We start from the raw sequence: 15,484 nt of genomic DNA on the forward strand, positions 1-15,484 counted from the left end.
TTCAAAATGAAGAACAATTTAATTTTGTGTTTCATTTTTTTTTCAACAATTGCTAATTCACAAATAAATATCAATCAGTCAGAAAAATACAAACAAGCCGGATTAGTCTGGGGATTATTAAAATATCACCATCCTGAAATTAGTAAAGGTAAATATAATTGGGATTTAGAGTTTATAAAATTGTGTGGAACAATAGAGAATATAGCCACTCAGGAGCAGCTGAATGATGTGTTATTAAGCTTTGTTACCCGTTTTAAAGGGAATATCTCAAAAAAAAATAAAACAAAATCCAATCCCAATCTTTTTCTTAAAAACGTAGATTATTCCTGGATCGATACTGATGTTTTTGGAGAAGGTCTAACTACTGAACTTTCAGCTATAAAAGATAATACTACTATTGGGGACTATTATGCTGCAAGTGATAAGTTTTCTAAAATAGTGTCGTTTAAAAATGAGAAGGGAGTTAATACATTTAATTCTTCAGAAAAAAGCCATCGATTATTGGTACTTTATAGTTTTTGGAATGTAATCCAGTATTGGAATGTCAACAAATACCTTACAGACGAAAAGTGGATTAATGTTCTGAATGTTTTAAGTGATGATTTTATAAAAAGTAAAACTGCTTTAGAATTTGAAATTGCTAAATCAAAATTGATAACAAAAATCAATGATTCACACGCATTTTATTGTAGTCAGATAGTTAATGATTCATTGTTGAGGTATAAACCAGCGTTTTCGGTTAAAAGAGTTAATGATTCCCTAGTGGTAGATGGCTTAATCAATAAACAACTCTGCGTAAAGGATAACATTGAACTTGGTGATGTTGTAACTAAGATAAACAATAAAACTGTTTTAGATCTACAGCAGGAAAAACTGGGGCCATTATTATCCGTATCCAATATTAATTTTTTTAAGAAATGGGGGAGATGGCTTTTATTTAGTAAAAATGACACTATCGAAATTGAAGTTCTCAAAAAAGATGGAACAGCATTAAAAAAATATGTACATCTCTATGATAAATATCAAAGCTCTGAACCGAGTTTTTTAAATAAAAAACAAACCGATAAATGGAATTTTATAAAACCCAATATTGCGTATATCAATCTTAGTGAAATAACAAGTAAAGAGTTAAGTGTTGTTTTTAAAGAGATATCTAGTACAAAAGGCTTAATACTGGATCTTAGAAATTACCCTAAGTTTATTACAGAAAAAGATATCCCTGAGTTTATTTATCCACAAAAAAAAGAATTTGTAAAAGTTTTATTTCCGTTACAAAACAGTCCGTCTTTAGGAGAATATAATGGCAGTGCTCCCCTAAAAATAATATCGGACCCCTTTAAAGCCGGAAAAGAAAACCCGGATTACTATAAAGGGAAGGTTGTATTATTAGTTAATCATTTTACCCAAAGTAAAGCTGAATATATTGGCATGGCAATTCAACAGGCTCCAAATTGTATTACGATAGGAGAACAAACTGCCGGCTCAGTAATGAATATTGTCAGCTTTATGATGCCTGATACAACAGAGGTTAACTTCACTGCTTTGGGCGCTTTTTATCCTAATGGAAAAGAAGTTCAAAGAAACGGCTTGCATATTGACCATTTAATTCAGGAAAGCGCAAAAAAATATGATTATGAATTGTATATAAAGCAAGCGGTTAGAATAATTGAAAATAATAACAATTAAAAAAAATGTATAAAATATTCAATAAATATATATTGAGAACCCCACTGCTTTCTGTAGATTATTTCTTTAAAATAACAAAAAACGAAAATATCACAGAGGAAGAAATTTTAGCTGAATTTTCAAATCCTGCTATAGCAGAAGCAATTTATTTAGCTTCCCCCATCTTATATAAAGAGCTTAAGAAATTAGCAAAAAATGAAATAAACAGCACGAGGGAAAAAGAGAAGATTCAAAACTCTTTTTTAAAATATTTATCAAGAATTTCGTCAAGATCTACCCCATTTGGACTTTTTGCAGGAAGTAGTCTTGGAGAAATTAACGATAATAGTGATTCTATTATCCTTGATAAGCAAAATAGCAGACATACCCGCCTTGATATGGATTTAACCGGTTTGCTGTTTAAAAAAATTGAAAGTGATCCAGAAATAAAAAAACAATTAATTTATTTCCCAAATACCAGTTTATATAATGCATCAGGACAACTGAGGTATATTGAGAGCCATTACAATAGTAAAGGATCTTTAATTCACCAGATCGTAGAGATAGAAAATTCTGAATATTTAGAAATTATTTTAAATGCAGCTCGAAGCGGAATTACTATAGAAAATCTGGTAAATAAAATTAGAGGCGAAGACATTAGTACTGAAGAAGCTTTAGAATTTATCTATGAAATAATTGAAAATCAAATTTTAATAAGCGAGATACAACAAACCGTGTCGGGAGATGAAAATATGGATCAATTACTTCATGTTCTGGATAAACTTGAAAATGTAGAAGAGTTAAAAAATAAATTGACGACTATTAAAAATGAGCTTGTTCAGATAGATTTGAAAATTGGAAATAGTTCAGATCCTTACATTGAGATAATAAAAGTCTTAGAATCCCTGGATATTGTACTCAATGAAAAACATATTTTTCAAACAGATTTAATTCTTAATACAAAAGAGAATGTTTTAAATTCAGAGATCAAGCCAAAAATTTTAAAGGCACTTCAGTTTCTCAATAAGATTTCTTTAAATGGTAAAAATTCAAGTTTAGGAGAGTTCAAAACCAAATTTTTTGAAAGATACGAAAGCAGGGAAATGCCGTTATCTTTGGTTTTAGACGAAGAAGTGGGTATTGGATATCCGGTCAAATCCAGCAACGGAGATAGTAACTCTTTAATTGATGATGTTTTTCTTACGAATAAAACCAAACCGACTGTAAAAATCAAGAATGTCTCATGGTCTGATTTGGATAGTATTTTATTAAAAAAGGTAATTCAGTCAGTTCAGGACAAAAGCAAAGTAATTCAGCTTTACGACGAAGAATTTAGCAACTTCACAAGCAATTGGGATGATCTGTCAACGACTTTTTCGACAATATCACAAATTGTCTTTATAGATGGTAAAATGCAAATTTTAATGGATGCCTGTATCGCATCGAGTGCAGGAAATTTATTAGGTCGGTTTTGTCATGGAGATTCCCAGATTAATGAGTTTATAAATGAAATTATCACTTTTGAAGAAAACAGTAATAGAGATAAAATAATAGCAGAGATAGTTCATTTGCCGGAGAATCGTATTGGAAATATTTTATTACGTCCTTCTTTTAGAAAATACGAGATTCCCTATTTGTCAAAATCATTAAAGTCAGATACTAATCAAATATCAGTAAATGATATTCTAATTTCGATTAGAAATAATAAAATCATTCTTACATCAAAAAAAAATGGTCAGGAAATTTTACCAAGATTAACAACTGCTCATAATTATTCAAACAGTAGTTTGCCAATGTACCGTTTTCTATGTGACATGCAGTTTAATGAAAATAGAAATTATTTAAGATTTGATTGGGGAGTTCTGCTAAATGAACTTCTTTTCTTACCTAGAATTACTTATGATGATATTATTCTTTCTACAGCCAAATGGAAAATAGAAACTAAAGAATTAAAGGAGATTATGAAACTTTCAAATGAAAAGGATATAATCAAAGAAATTGAGCTATTGTGCAAAGAAAAGAATTTAAATCAATTTATGTATTTGGTTGATGGTGACAATAAGCTTCTTTTAAATTTAAAAAACAGTGCAGCCCTGAAAATGCTTTTTTCTGAAATTAAAAATAAACACTGGATAATTCTTGAAGAGTTTTTATTTAACCAATCAGCTATTTGCTCTGATGAAGATGGCAAAAGATATGTAAACGAGATGATTTTTTCTTTTTACAAGGATGTAAAATAATATAAAAAATGAATACACATATACAAAGAAGTTTTATTATTGGGGAGGAATGGATTTATTATAAGATATATCTGGGGGTTAAAACTGCAGACTTAATTTTAATAAATAATCTTAAATCAGTACTTGAAAAACTAGTTGCCTCTTATAATGTTGATCAATGGTTTTTTATCAGATACTCTGATCCCGATTTTCATTTGAGATTGAGAATACATATGAGTAATCCGGATCAGTTGATTCATATTCTGAATTTGGTAAACAAAGAATTAAAAGAGTTAAAAGAGAAAGGGCTTATTTGGAAAGTTCAAATGGATACCTATGATCGGGAACTTGAGCGATATGGTGCTCCAATAATGGAACAGTCTGAACGTTTATTTTATTATGACAGTCTAATGATTATAAATGCCTTAGATGTTCTTGAAGAAGATGAAAATTCAAACTTAAAATGGTTATGGGGACTTAAAATTGTTGATAAGTTTATGGATGATTTTGGGCTATCAATTCAGGAAAAGAAAAATTTAATGGAAGATTTAACAGCGTCATTTGGTCAGGAGTTTGGAGTGGGGAACACAGCAAAAAAACAAATAAATCCAAAATACATACAATTTAAAAAAGAAATTGATTCTGTTATTAATAGTGCAGCGAATGATTATTTGTTTCTTCTGCTTGAAAATAAATCGTCTTCAATAAAAGGCATAGCAAAAGTAATTACACAAAAAAGCCATGATTCTGCTTATAATATTAATTATATAATCTCGAGCCATATCCATATGACTATGAATCGTTTATTCAGAACAAAGAACAGAAAAAATGAATTTGTTAGTTACACTATGTTATTGTTATATTATGAATCAAAAATAGCAAGAATTAAATATGATAAAAATACCATCTAAAGTTTGAAGTTAATGGATTGGGATTCTATGAAATGTTTTGATAGTTTTTGACTTTATGCGTTTTATAAAATACTATAAATCAAGAGTAATGCATCAATATGGGCTTAATTTAGTCTCAAACCGACTGTAGTACCAGAACGTTAGCCAGCATTATAAAAAAAACACTAATGAAAATATATCTTGGCTTGATTTTATTATTATTTCTTTCCTGTAATAATAAACAAAAACAATTAGAAAAAGCACTTTTAGAAAAAGAAGGACCGGTTGAACCGGACTACTTTCATGTAACGGTCCAAAGTTCTGATAAGAGTTATGGCTTTACTGAATCAAATCCAATTAAGGTGGGAGGTAGGTCCGAAAAGACTGGGCCAAAAAATGAACGAAGATTTTTGAGTGCATTGAAAGGGCCAAATGGCCAAACACTCAGATTTTATAGACAAGGAAGCTGTTGCCTTTTTGAAACTCCAAATGTAGAAAAAGGACTCAAGGGCTCACTTGATATCTATAAAGTATATTGGGAAGATATCACAGATACTCTAAAGATTTATATCAATATGTACGATAAAGACAGTTTAATGATTCCCTCAGGTTTGACTTCAAAAAACTAGCCACACTACAACGTTGACTAACAGCGGTTTTAAGCAATTGTCGCGGGTGGCGAGAGCATCCTGTTCGTGAACATTATTTCAAGGTAGTCCAAAAACGAAAAAAGCTTCAGATTTCTCTGAAGCTTTGTCTTAGTAGCGGGAACAGGACTCGAACCTGTGACCTTCGGGTTATGAGCCCGACGAGCTGCCTACTGCTCTATCCCGCGATGTTTCGGGTGCAAAGATAAGCACTAAATACGGTTATGCAAAGAAATTTGCCAATTATTTTTAAATCTTATGTTTTTATTGGCAAATCGTTAATTGACAGTGATTTAAAATGTCTAAAATGTGAGATCTATATTTTGTATTCCAGTAATTTGATATAAGGATCCCCTTTTAGGCCTAATAAATGAGCAAAAGCGGGTTCGGTTTTGTAGCCGTTTTGTTTGAGTTTGATGATTTCTAATCTAAAACTTTCGCCTTTTGCTTGTAGGATTTCATATTCTTTAATCAGGTGTTTGTACCCATTTTGATTTCTGGTGGGAGTATTTTGTCCAAAAATCTCAATTTCAAAACCATCGATTTTAAAGTTTGCAATAACCGATTCCTGTTTGTTAATTTGTGTTGCTCTACTGCTGAAATCTACTTCACCTTCAAAAAGCAAGTGTAGCTTTTCAATAAAATCAGTTTTGTTTTTCCAATAACAAATAATATCCAAGTCGCTGTTTTCAATATTAATATTGATCGGAATTGTGCCAACCAAAATAGGCTCAAACTCCGCAAGATTCGATAATACCCTATTTTGAGTTAAGGTTTCAAAAGCCTGAATTTGAGTTGGATTTCCACTTCTTAGATATTCAATAGCGCAAAAATCTATCATTATGTTTTATTTATTATAATTTTTTTCTTCTTTGATTTCGGCTTCGATTTTTTTATTGATGTTGACTTTAGCATTTGTAAAAACAAAAATGGTGGTTTTGTATTCCCGCGCATAAGTATTCGTTATTTCGCCAGCAATGGCTGAAGTTTGAAAGTAAGGACCTGTTTCCTGAAGTTCAGTACTTTTGCCTTCATAAGTTTTAATTCTGATGAGATTTTTATAGTACACATCAAGATTGAACCAATTGACATAATCGGCATTGAATGAAACAGCTTTTATTCCTTTTTTGGTGTAATAATTTATGGCTCCGGCTTGTCCGTAATTGTCACAAAGAACAAGCGTTTCTCTTTTATTTGGAAGTAAAGCATAAACAGAATCTGTTTTTCGGGCGAGTTCTTTCCAGCCCAGCATATCGGCAAAATCTTGTGGTAAATCATGATCCTTTCCGTCTTCCCAGCGCAGCATTCCCATTTTTTTGTATTTCTCCGGATTTTTTGCGATATATTCCGGACTTTTATTTGGAAAAGCTAGGTTGTACATGGGAATAAAAAACAGTAGCGGAATAATGATGAAGACAGGTTTTAAATAATGTCTCCAACCGGTATTTAGAATTTGCGAAAGAAAAACAGCGCCAAAAGCAATATAAACAGGATATAAACCAATAGCATAATAAGCTTTTGCTTTGAAATAAATAAATACAGCAAGCGTAAAAATGATGTTGGCAAAAAAGAATTTGTATTTAGCAAAAGACTTATAAAATAACAAGGCATAAAGTGCTGCCAGTATAACCAAGAATGAGCCTATAAAAAATAATAACTGTTCTTTTAAAAAATCAATCCGGTCAACGTTTACCAGTTGTGTTTCTGCCAATTCTTTCATGTGGTGTACAATGGGGAATTGATTCCTGTATTGCCATAAAAGATTGGGTAAGATAAGAGCTAAACCTAAAATCAGGGCCAAATAAAGCTTTTTTTGTGTTAATATATGTCTTTGCTTTGATAACAACAGAGCAGGCAAGAGGCCAATAAGGAGAAAAATAATATTGTATTTATTAAGAAATCCCAATGAAAATACAATAGCACCAATAAAGGCCCATTTTGGTTTTTCTGTGGTAACATATTGAATGATGACGTAGTAAAAGGCTGTCCAGCACAGCACATCTAAAGAATTGGGCTGATACAGTGTGTTAAGTCGCAACAATGATGAAAACAAAATGCAGGTCGCTCCTAATACTAAAGCATATAAATTACCTTTTAAGAGTTCGATAGTTTTCCAGACAACTACAAGTGTCAGAGCGCCAAAAAGGGCAGGGAAGAACTTAACCCAGAAAACAGCATTGCCTAATAAAAATATAATGTAAGAAATCCAGGAGGTTACGGGCGGAACGGATAAATATCCCCAGGCCAAATGATGTGCCTGATCGAGATGCAGGTATTCGTCGCGTTGCAAATCGTATTCATGACTGATTAATAGATATTGTAAAACAAATTTTAGAAAAATAAAACCAATTAGAATTATCGTTTTTCTGGTCATATAGATTTTGGTTTAGAAGCAAACGATTTTATTTCAGTTAAATAAAATACGCAACGAATATAATTTTATCTGTTTAGGCTTTGTAATAATCCTCAAGTAATAATTGACATTGCCTATTTAAAGCATATGCTGGTTCTATAGAAAAATCTATTTTTTGAGTTTTTGAAACGATATTTGTCAGGATTTTTTTTATTTTTTCATCTTTATTTTCCAAACGTTCCCAATTAGATAAGCTAATATATTTAAAATAGGTGTAAAAATGATTATATAATAAAGAAAGATCGATATCCAGGTCAGCATCTGTAAAATTTCCGTCAAATCTGACAATGCTTTTAATAGGATTGTATAATATAAATCCACAGTGTGAATTGTTTTGGAATAATAAATCTAAACGGTCATGAATAGAAATACGCAAACAATTATAGGTATTAATAACATCTTTTGACAAGCATAATAAATGACCGCATGTGGGATTTAAGTATCTGCAATCTGAAGAAGAGATAGTGAAAAAGTTTTGAGGTTGCAATAAAAAGGGAAGTCCTGTAATCTTTGGAACTTTAAGCCATTCCTGAAGCAATAGTTTTCCATCGAAATTTTCTTCCGGAACAGAAAGAAATATATCCGATAGAATTAATTCTTGATTGTTGAATACAAAACCTTCATCTCCTAAATAGTGATTACTTCCACAGAAATTATTTTGTATAGTATTGTGTAAGTTGTCAGCATCTAAATTTTTAGCAATGCATATTTCTGTAAAGGACCAATATATTTTAGCATCTAAATTCCTTTCTTGCTTTATTTTTATTGGAATTTTTTCTCCATTTGCATTCAAATATAAAATTACATTGGTCGGCATAATTTCCTTTTTTTATGAGTTATAATAGTTTGAAAATATATTTGAAAAAGCGTTTTGTAAAATATTTCCAAATTTAAGACACTTTATTTTAGTTAGGAAATTTCTTCTGTAATATTATATTGTTGCAATATAAATGAAGTGTATGAAAAGCAAAAAGCTCCAGATTTCTCTGAAGCTATTGGTATTAAAAATTCAATCTTGTAAATGAATTTCCTCTTTTTGGAATCTTAAAAAATTATTCCTCTGATGCGGTTTCAAATTCCATGTGATCCACTTTTTCTGCCTCTACCGGTTTAGAAGCTTTCAGTTTATTGAATCTTTCTAATTGTTCCATTTCACCTTCTTCACCACTGAAGTAAGGGAAAACGTCCATAATTGGAGATTCAGATACTGCCGGGATCGAATATTCTCCCATTGTGCTTTGCATCACGTGAAGTGTATTATCGTACGCTTCTCTGACATCATTTGCCTGTACTAACAAATACATATTCGATTTTCTTTCTTTACCGCTTTCTTCGTCATAAGCCATCAAAGAAACTTTTGATTTGAACCAGCGGTCTGCATTTTCAAAAGGATGAATTTCAGCATAATTGGCCACTTTAATATTGGTGATTTTAAATTCTTCACTAATATAAGCAGCCATCTCTTCATTAATTCTTTTTTCGGCTTCTGTATAAGATAAAGCATCAACCAAATAAGGTTCAGTTAGAACTTTTTGTCCGCCCGTTTCATCTGTTTTTCTATATTTTACTTTGCATTCGTACCAAGTTGCGCTCATCTCTTATAATTTTTTAAGGATGCCAAAGATAGATTTTACACGAAAATAAATTGGAAATTCCTGAAATAGATATTCACAATTTCGATTGCAATGTTGTAAGTTCTTAGTTTCTAGTGCTTAATAAGTAGAGATTGTTCTAATGCTGGTTTTAATTAATGCGAATCCTTTGACATGCTTAAATTGAATATCTTTTGGCTCATGTTGCGTATTTTCGCTGACCAGTTTTATCCAGTCTTCTCCCTTTTTGGATTTTTGAATCCATTTAATCATCAGGAATTCTTCAAGATCATCCGTAGAGAAAGAAACCAAATACATTTCACCCCAAAAAATATTGTCGATTATATTGCTCATTTTCTTAAACAAGATGGTATCTCCGCTTTTTAAAATTGGATACATGCTGTCTCCGCTTACATAAATGGCACCGTCACAATTTTGTAAATTAGGTACCGATATGTAATCAATAGGTTCCTGTTCTGATGCTCCAAATAAAGAAATAATTCCTTCAGGCGTTTGTACATCGTATAACGGTACCGGTTTTTTGATTCTTTTGGTGTAGATAACTCCCGGGTCTTCAATCCAGTGAAGTGTAGACTCATCTTCAGAATAAGCTTTTGGGGCAGTCATATACCCTTTTCCTGTCAGGAGCCATTCCGGATTAATATCAGGGTAGATAGTGAGGATATGCTCTAGTTTGGATACGCCAATGTCTTTTACTTTATCTAAGAAGCCATTAGAAAGCCCGGTTTCAATATAAAATCTCCTTCTATTAATTCCTTTATAATCAATGATTTGTAGTATTCTTTCGGTAATCATTTTAAAATTTTATAGATTATTTCCTATTTTTGTGATGAAATATCACTTTTACTCGCTATATTTGTAAATAAAAAGATACAAAACTAACAAAAAGCAAACGTACGAAAAAAAATACAAAAATATACTTATGACCTGAAATATCATTAAAATCAGGTCAAAAACTGCTATGACTATTCGGGAATAGCAGGAAAATTAAGATAATTATAAAATTGGATTGATAAAAAAAATCAGATTTCACATGTATATAAATAATAGGGATTACCTACTTCAATTAGCACCCGGAACTCCTCATTATGATCGACTGGAAAAAGCAATTAATGACCTGCTTTATTTTGTTGAAGCAGGAGCCGTTTATGTATCGTTTAATGATGTTACTAATGTGGTGGTGACTTTTATACTGAAAGAGGATTGTAGTCAGGATGGTGATATGTTAGCTGAAACGCTGCATAAACGGATAGAGATATATCCTGATTTTATCTTTAAGTTTATCAATTCAAATTGGGCAACTTATGGTTTTAGAAAAAAGAAACCTTATTTTATTCAGCATTGTACCCTTAAAGAATTGGTTTATTTTGATTCAGATTCTAAACTATTTTATCCCGATAAAAATATCTCAAAACAACTGATAAAAAAGGCGAAAAAAAGATTTTGTATTGATTTTGAAGCAGCAGTAGTATCTTTTAGGAATATTTCTGTGTATTCGAGAAATAGTAAAACTATAGAAGCGGCTTTTGCTTTGCATCAAACCTTACGGTATGTTTATATCTGTGCTTCAGAATTCCTGACTCCTCAATTTATTAGTTCGACTTGCTTATTAATGCATTATGACTATTTAATTGATTTTGCACCCTCATTAAAAAAAATAATTAATATAGATATTGAGGCTGATAAAGAAATTCTGGTCCTGTTGAATGCTGCTTACACCTGTACTTTACAAAACCAAATTATGAAGGATATTGACACTGCATTTGTTGCCAGAGCAAAAGTAAAAGTAGAGTTAATGCAAAAGGAAATCAACAGGCTTTTTACGGAATATACAAAGTTATGTGTTGAAAAATCCAGAGAGCTGGCTCATCAAAATTTTATTGGAAAATCTATTTTTAATGATAAAATCCGGTCCAATTACATTATTGAGAATGCATTGGCTAAAATTAGTACTGCACTGACGGAGGCTTTCAGTATACGAACAATTTATTGTTTTGGCTATGCTACAATTCATACCCAAGTGTCCCATGCAAAAAATAGCAACTACTCTAAAAACCTTCCCGAATATCATTTTTATTTATTGGTTGTAAATTTGGAGTCTCAGGCAAATGCAATATCATCAATGCAGAATTTGATAAGAACCAGATTTGAAGGGAAATATAAGGTAACAGTACTAAATCACAGCTCGAACTATGTGCGTAAAAAAAATCAAAACCAAAAATATTTCTTCGATCATATTATAGTTAACGGCCTTTTGGTTTATAACAATCCTTTATATCTTGTTTATGTTACCAATCTTGAAGCAGAGCTGGATTTTAACTTTTCAAAAAAATATGTAGAAAATCGTATCCTCATAGCGAAGCAATTGTTTAGTCTCGCTCAAAACTGTTTCAATGATGATTCGGCGATTATAAAAAAAGTGCTTTTTTGTAAAACTATTGAACAAATTGCTATTGGCCTTATTTATTTGTTTTTGGGGTATCATTCTGCTAAATTTTCGATAAACTATTTATTTTCTTTATTGAAGTACATAAAAGAAGTGGAACTTCCTTTTGATTTTAAGGATGAAAAAGAAAAAGCTCTTTATCAATTTATGACTGAAAATCCCAAAATTTCAAAGCAAAGAGAGGTTCGTTATGATGGTATTGAAAATAATAGACTTCTTGAACTAAAATGTAGTGCTTTTATTCAATATGCGATCGATTTAACCGAAAATGCATTTGAGAAACTAGAGAATGGACAGCAATAGTTTTTATGTTATCCTGTAAGATCATTTGAAAAACTGCACAAACGTTTTGAATTTGGGCAGTTTTATATAGTATTTCTAATATGAAATATGATAAAAATGAAGCAGTATTTTAGGTATAAAATTTTTGAAAAGAAAAGTCAGGATGTCGCATGTCTATTTCATTTTTACTCGTTTCATATTGCGCAGCTGTTGCATAAGCAAACATTTGTTGTTCATAATTATTAATCGCATCTTCTATAGTTTTATATTTTCCGTTTGTGAGGTTTTCAGATAAAATAAATGCATCTTTCAAACCTGTATTTACGCCCTGGCCTGCAAAAGGAGGCATTATATGTGCGGCATCTCCAATAAGCGTTACAGGTAATGGGCGATCGTTTTTCCAGGGCTTTTTCAGTGATATTTTTCTGGTGGGCCATACAACAAATGATGATGTGGCACGAATTAATGCTTTGTATTTTTCATCCCAAAGCCATAATCTATTTAGTAGAAAGTTTGCAATAGTGTCTTTTTGCTCAAAGTTGAATTCACCACTTGTAGATTTTTCAGGTGTTTTAAACATTACATTATAGCTTAGAAGATTGCCGTTTTTGGGGTTTGCAACCACTAAGTTTCCATTACTTGCAGTCATTAAAATGCTATCATTGCAAAGTTGAAGGAATTCTGGACATACAATTTCGGGTTGAAATACTTCGCCTTGTATAATTAGGGTTCCTGTATATTCAATTTCAGAATCTGTGATATATTTCCTCACGCTGGACATTCCGCCATTGGCCCCAATAACAACATCTGCTGTCGCCGTTACGTTATTTTCAAAATGCAAAATCCACTTGCCGTTTAGAGTTTCGAGTTGTGTAAATTTACTGTCCCATATAACAGTATCATTTGTTAAGCTGTTTAATAATAATTGTCTTAGATCATTTCTGTTGATTTCGGGATTGTTGTATTGCTCTTCGGTTGTGGGTTTTTTAGAGAATAGTATTTTGCCCTGTTCGTTGGCTATGGTTCTTCCCATAGGTATCGCCATTTTGTAGTAGTTTTTGAGCAGTCCGGCTTTTTCCATTGCATCCTGTCCGGAACCTTTGTGAAGGTCGAGTGTACCTCCGGAAATTCGGGTGAGTGCATCTTTGTCCCGTTCGTAAACGGTTACATCGATTCCTTTTTGTTGTAGTAATCTTGCCATTGTCAAGCCAACAGGGCCCGCACCAATGATGGCTATTTTTTTATTTTTTAGTAACATGAGTTTTGTTTTACAGGAAATACAAAATTCTCAATTGTTACGGTACTACGATTGTACAAATGCGACAAAATTGTTCTCCAGCGTAAGTTTTCCTTTTTTAGATTCTCGTGCAAATACACTGGGAGTAGTGCCGCTGTATCGTTTAAATTCTCTGCTAAGATGAGATTGATCACTATAACCCAGCTCCTGCGCTAAACCGGCAATATTGGTGTTTGGATCTGCCCACAGCTGATTCCGAACCTGCTCAAAACGCATTAAGCCGGAAACATCTTTGACGCTATAACCGGATGATTGCTTAAATTTTCTTTCTAATGTTCGAACGGTTGCATGCGCAGCCTCAGCAACCTGACTTACAGGGAGATTGCCATTTGCTTTACCCATAGCAACTCCTGCTTTAAAAAGTATACTGTCTATTGGGATTTGGGATCTTTCTTTTAGAAAATACTGTTTTAACTGATCTACAACCTGATCTGTTTTACCTTCAGAAATTAATATATTCAAAGTAAGCTGAAGTTGTGCGACAGGATGTTCAAATATGCGAACCCCGTCTTTACCGGAAGGTAATTTTAGCAAATCGAAAACAGTCCACGGAAAACATCTTACACCAATAATTTCTAAACAGTTTTTAGTATAAAACCGAACAGGCTTATGGAGTAATCCCATCATAAAAGGAGATGGCAATCGTTCTAATTCACCATTGTCAGAAATGCTGTAAAGACTTCCGAAATAGAAAATAATTTCTGCATATCCATCAGGTACTACTTCAAAACTCGCTTGTAGTTCTCCGGATTCTCTTTTGTCGTACCAAAAGCATTTTATGGTATCTTTTAGTTCTTCGGGTGGGGCAAATTCCTGATGCTGCATGTATTGATTGTTTATTAGCTGAGGTAATATCAAAGATATTTAAAATTTAGCAAATGGATTGGTGATCATAAAGTCAAGAAAAGGACATAGCGTTTAGGAAGGTATGCTCAGGTAAATTTAAAAGAAACGGTAGTTGTATTTTAAAACTGATCTTAATGAAAGAACTCCTGCCTTCTAAAATTAAGCTAATGCAAATATGTCTTAAAGTAGGATAAAAAAAACGTTTAGCGGCAAATATATGATTTTGATTTTTAGATATTTACCCATTATAATTAAAAGACCATTTTTAATTGTTTTTTGGAATGACCTGTATCTTGTTTTTTTAATGTTTTAATAGTTTTTAGTGAAGATGAGAGGATTTGTATCCTCTCATTTTTTTTGTCCCTATTTTAAAATTAAATGAAGTGTGTAATGTCATAAAAAGTTCTCTGTTTTTGTAAGGCGTGTAGGTTATATAGTATGTTTTTTAATTTTTTCTTTTGTAATATGTTGTATTTCAGTATATTTACTAATCTTAAATAAAATCATAAAGAATTCGTTCATTGATTTTTTAGAAATTTAATTATTTAAGTCTATAGTATTTTATATACACATCATATGATGTTATTGAAATTATACACTTGTTTTTCTCTTGATTTAACTCCAAAATAATTTTAACAAACAATGTATGCCCCACGATAGTTTGTTAGAATATATCAGCTAAAAGCCCAATATTTTAATTAGTGATCTGAGTTGCTAAATAATTTTTAAAAATTAATCCCTTTCCGTTTTTTGAAAGGCGATCATAGCATAATAGTAATTAGTTGTGATCTAAACGAAATCAAAATGGAATTAAACTACTTAAAAGTTTAGTCCTTATTCCTGCAATATTTTAATGTAAGTCTTGTAGACTTTAAAACATGACAATGGTAATAGTAACATTTTGAAAGAAATAGGATCATTATAAATCAAAGATGTTTGAACGGTTTGATTCTCTGTGGTAAAAAAAATAAAACTTAGAGTGTTAAGTAATAACTATTTAAAATAATACGATTCAAATATGAGAACAAAATTATTTTTCTTCGTCATAATGTTTGTCACGCTTGCGGGTTATGGGCAGCAGGATGCACAGTTTACGCAATACATGTACAACGCGATCAACATCAATCCGGCTTATGCGGGTTCGCGTGGTGCTTTAAGTATTTTTG

Annotated in this window: 13 protein-coding genes and 1 tRNA gene; 6 read left to right on the forward strand and 8 right to left on the reverse strand. The window is 31.7% G+C overall.

Annotation, left to right across the window (positions count from 1 at the left end; all coding sequences use genetic code 11):
• Positions 1 to 6 precede the first annotated feature (6 nt).
• The 4 genes from ACHRWY_RS26070 (at position 7) to ACHRWY_RS26085 (ending at position 5,403) form a co-directional block, all read left to right on the forward strand.
• Positions 7 to 1,686: a S41 family peptidase gene (locus ACHRWY_RS26070; RefSeq protein WP_395358682.1), complete on the forward strand. Its 1,680-nt coding sequence runs from the start codon at positions 7 to 9 to the stop codon at positions 1,684 to 1,686.
• Between the two features lie 5 nt (positions 1,687 to 1,691).
• On the forward strand, positions 1,692 to 3,905 hold the full coding sequence (locus tag ACHRWY_RS26075) for a lantibiotic dehydratase family protein (RefSeq protein ID WP_395358684.1): 2,214 nt from the start codon (positions 1,692 to 1,694) through the stop codon (positions 3,903 to 3,905).
• Positions 3,906 to 3,913: 8 nt separating this feature from the next.
• Positions 3,914 to 4,795, forward strand: a complete 882-nt coding sequence (locus ACHRWY_RS26080; protein ID WP_395358686.1) for a thiopeptide-type bacteriocin biosynthesis protein — start codon at positions 3,914 to 3,916, stop codon at positions 4,793 to 4,795.
• A gap of 167 nt (positions 4,796 to 4,962) precedes the next feature.
• Complete coding sequence (locus ACHRWY_RS26085) at positions 4,963 to 5,403, forward strand: 2-dehydro-3-deoxyphosphooctonate aldolase (protein WP_395358688.1); 441 nt, start codon at positions 4,963 to 4,965, stop codon at positions 5,401 to 5,403.
• A 133-nt stretch (positions 5,404 to 5,536) separates the two neighbouring features.
• Here ACHRWY_RS26085 and ACHRWY_RS26090 read toward each other — a convergent pair.
• The 6 genes from ACHRWY_RS26090 to ACHRWY_RS26115 all read right to left on the reverse strand — a co-directional run bounded on the left by ACHRWY_RS26090 (position 5,537) and on the right by ACHRWY_RS26115 (position 10,242).
• Positions 5,537 to 5,609: transfer RNA gene (locus tag ACHRWY_RS26090), tRNA-Met, on the reverse strand.
• Positions 5,610 to 5,737: 128 nt separating this feature from the next.
• Positions 5,738 to 6,262, reverse strand: a complete 525-nt coding sequence (locus ACHRWY_RS26095) for a DUF4269 domain-containing protein (RefSeq protein ID WP_395358690.1) — start codon at positions 6,260 to 6,262, stop codon at positions 5,738 to 5,740.
• Between the two features lie 6 nt (positions 6,263 to 6,268).
• Positions 6,269 to 7,795, reverse strand: a complete 1,527-nt coding sequence (locus ACHRWY_RS26100) for an ArnT family glycosyltransferase (RefSeq protein WP_395358692.1) — start codon at positions 7,793 to 7,795, stop codon at positions 6,269 to 6,271.
• Positions 7,796 to 7,868: 73 nt separating this feature from the next.
• Positions 7,869 to 8,651: a hypothetical protein gene (locus ACHRWY_RS26105; protein ID WP_395358694.1), complete on the reverse strand. Its 783-nt coding sequence runs from the start codon at positions 8,649 to 8,651 to the stop codon at positions 7,869 to 7,871.
• Between the two features lie 235 nt (positions 8,652 to 8,886).
• A complete protein-coding gene (locus tag ACHRWY_RS26110; protein WP_395358696.1) occupies positions 8,887 to 9,429 on the reverse strand; it encodes a DUF4494 domain-containing protein in 543 nt (180 codons plus the stop codon).
• 117 nt (positions 9,430 to 9,546) lie between these two features.
• The gene (locus ACHRWY_RS26115; RefSeq protein WP_395358698.1) at positions 9,547 to 10,242 is read right to left on the reverse strand and encodes a helix-turn-helix transcriptional regulator; all 696 of its coding nucleotides are present in this window, start codon (positions 10,240 to 10,242) and stop codon (positions 9,547 to 9,549) included.
• Positions 10,243 to 10,480: 238 nt separating this feature from the next.
• Here ACHRWY_RS26115 and ACHRWY_RS26120 point away from each other — a divergent pair, with 238 nt between their 5' ends.
• Entirely contained in the window at positions 10,481 to 12,196 is a 1,716-nt protein-coding gene (locus ACHRWY_RS26120) for a hypothetical protein (protein WP_395358700.1), read from the forward strand.
• Positions 12,197 to 12,305: 109 nt separating this feature from the next.
• Here the strand turns inward: ACHRWY_RS26120 and ACHRWY_RS26125 are convergent, their stop codons facing one another.
• The gene (locus ACHRWY_RS26125) at positions 12,306 to 13,433 is read right to left on the reverse strand and encodes an FAD-dependent oxidoreductase (RefSeq protein WP_395358702.1); all 1,128 of its coding nucleotides are present in this window, start codon (positions 13,431 to 13,433) and stop codon (positions 12,306 to 12,308) included.
• Positions 13,434 to 13,478: 45 nt separating this feature from the next.
• Positions 13,479 to 14,297, reverse strand: a complete 819-nt coding sequence (locus ACHRWY_RS26130; protein ID WP_395358704.1) for a helix-turn-helix domain-containing protein — start codon at positions 14,295 to 14,297, stop codon at positions 13,479 to 13,481.
• Between the two features lie 1,039 nt (positions 14,298 to 15,336).
• Between ACHRWY_RS26130 and ACHRWY_RS26135 the strand changes: the two genes are divergently transcribed.
• Positions 15,337 to 15,484 (forward strand): type IX secretion system membrane protein PorP/SprF (locus ACHRWY_RS26135; RefSeq protein WP_395358710.1); only part of this gene is annotated, 148 nt, incomplete at its 3' end.

Origin of the sequence: Flavobacterium sp. FlaQc-48 (assembly GCF_044007335.1) — a bacterium.
GTDB lineage: Bacteria > Bacteroidota > Bacteroidia > Flavobacteriales > Flavobacteriaceae > Flavobacterium.

What these genes read in the sequence shown, in the direction of transcription:
- ACHRWY_RS26125 (WP_395358702.1), bottom strand. Translation starts at nt 13,433, where the DNA reads ATGTTACTAAAAAATAAAAAAATAGCCATCATTGGTGCGGGCCCTGTT.
- ACHRWY_RS26120 (WP_395358700.1), top strand. Translation starts at nt 10,481, where the DNA reads ATGTATATAAATAATAGGGATTACCTACTTCAATTAGCACCCGGAACT.
- ACHRWY_RS26080 (WP_395358686.1), top strand. Translation starts at nt 3,914, where the DNA reads ATGAATACACATATACAAAGAAGTTTTATTATTGGGGAGGAATGGATT.
- ACHRWY_RS26070 (WP_395358682.1), top strand. Translation starts at nt 7, where the DNA reads ATGAAGAACAATTTAATTTTGTGTTTCATTTTTTTTTCAACAATTGCT.
- ACHRWY_RS26085 (WP_395358688.1), top strand. Translation starts at nt 4,963, where the DNA reads ATGAAAATATATCTTGGCTTGATTTTATTATTATTTCTTTCCTGTAAT.
- ACHRWY_RS26115 (WP_395358698.1), bottom strand. Translation starts at nt 10,242, where the DNA reads ATGATTACCGAAAGAATACTACAAATCATTGATTATAAAGGAATTAAT.
- ACHRWY_RS26075 (WP_395358684.1), top strand. Translation starts at nt 1,692, where the DNA reads ATGTATAAAATATTCAATAAATATATATTGAGAACCCCACTGCTTTCT.
- ACHRWY_RS26110 (WP_395358696.1), bottom strand. Translation starts at nt 9,429, where the DNA reads ATGAGCGCAACTTGGTACGAATGCAAAGTAAAATATAGAAAAACAGAT.
- ACHRWY_RS26100 (WP_395358692.1), bottom strand. Translation starts at nt 7,795, where the DNA reads ATGACCAGAAAAACGATAATTCTAATTGGTTTTATTTTTCTAAAATTT.
- ACHRWY_RS26130 (WP_395358704.1), bottom strand. Translation starts at nt 14,297, where the DNA reads ATGCAGCATCAGGAATTTGCCCCACCCGAAGAACTAAAAGATACCATA.
- ACHRWY_RS26105 (WP_395358694.1), bottom strand. Translation starts at nt 8,651, where the DNA reads ATGCCGACCAATGTAATTTTATATTTGAATGCAAATGGAGAAAAAATT.
- ACHRWY_RS26095 (WP_395358690.1), bottom strand. Translation starts at nt 6,262, where the DNA reads ATGATAGATTTTTGCGCTATTGAATATCTAAGAAGTGGAAATCCAACT.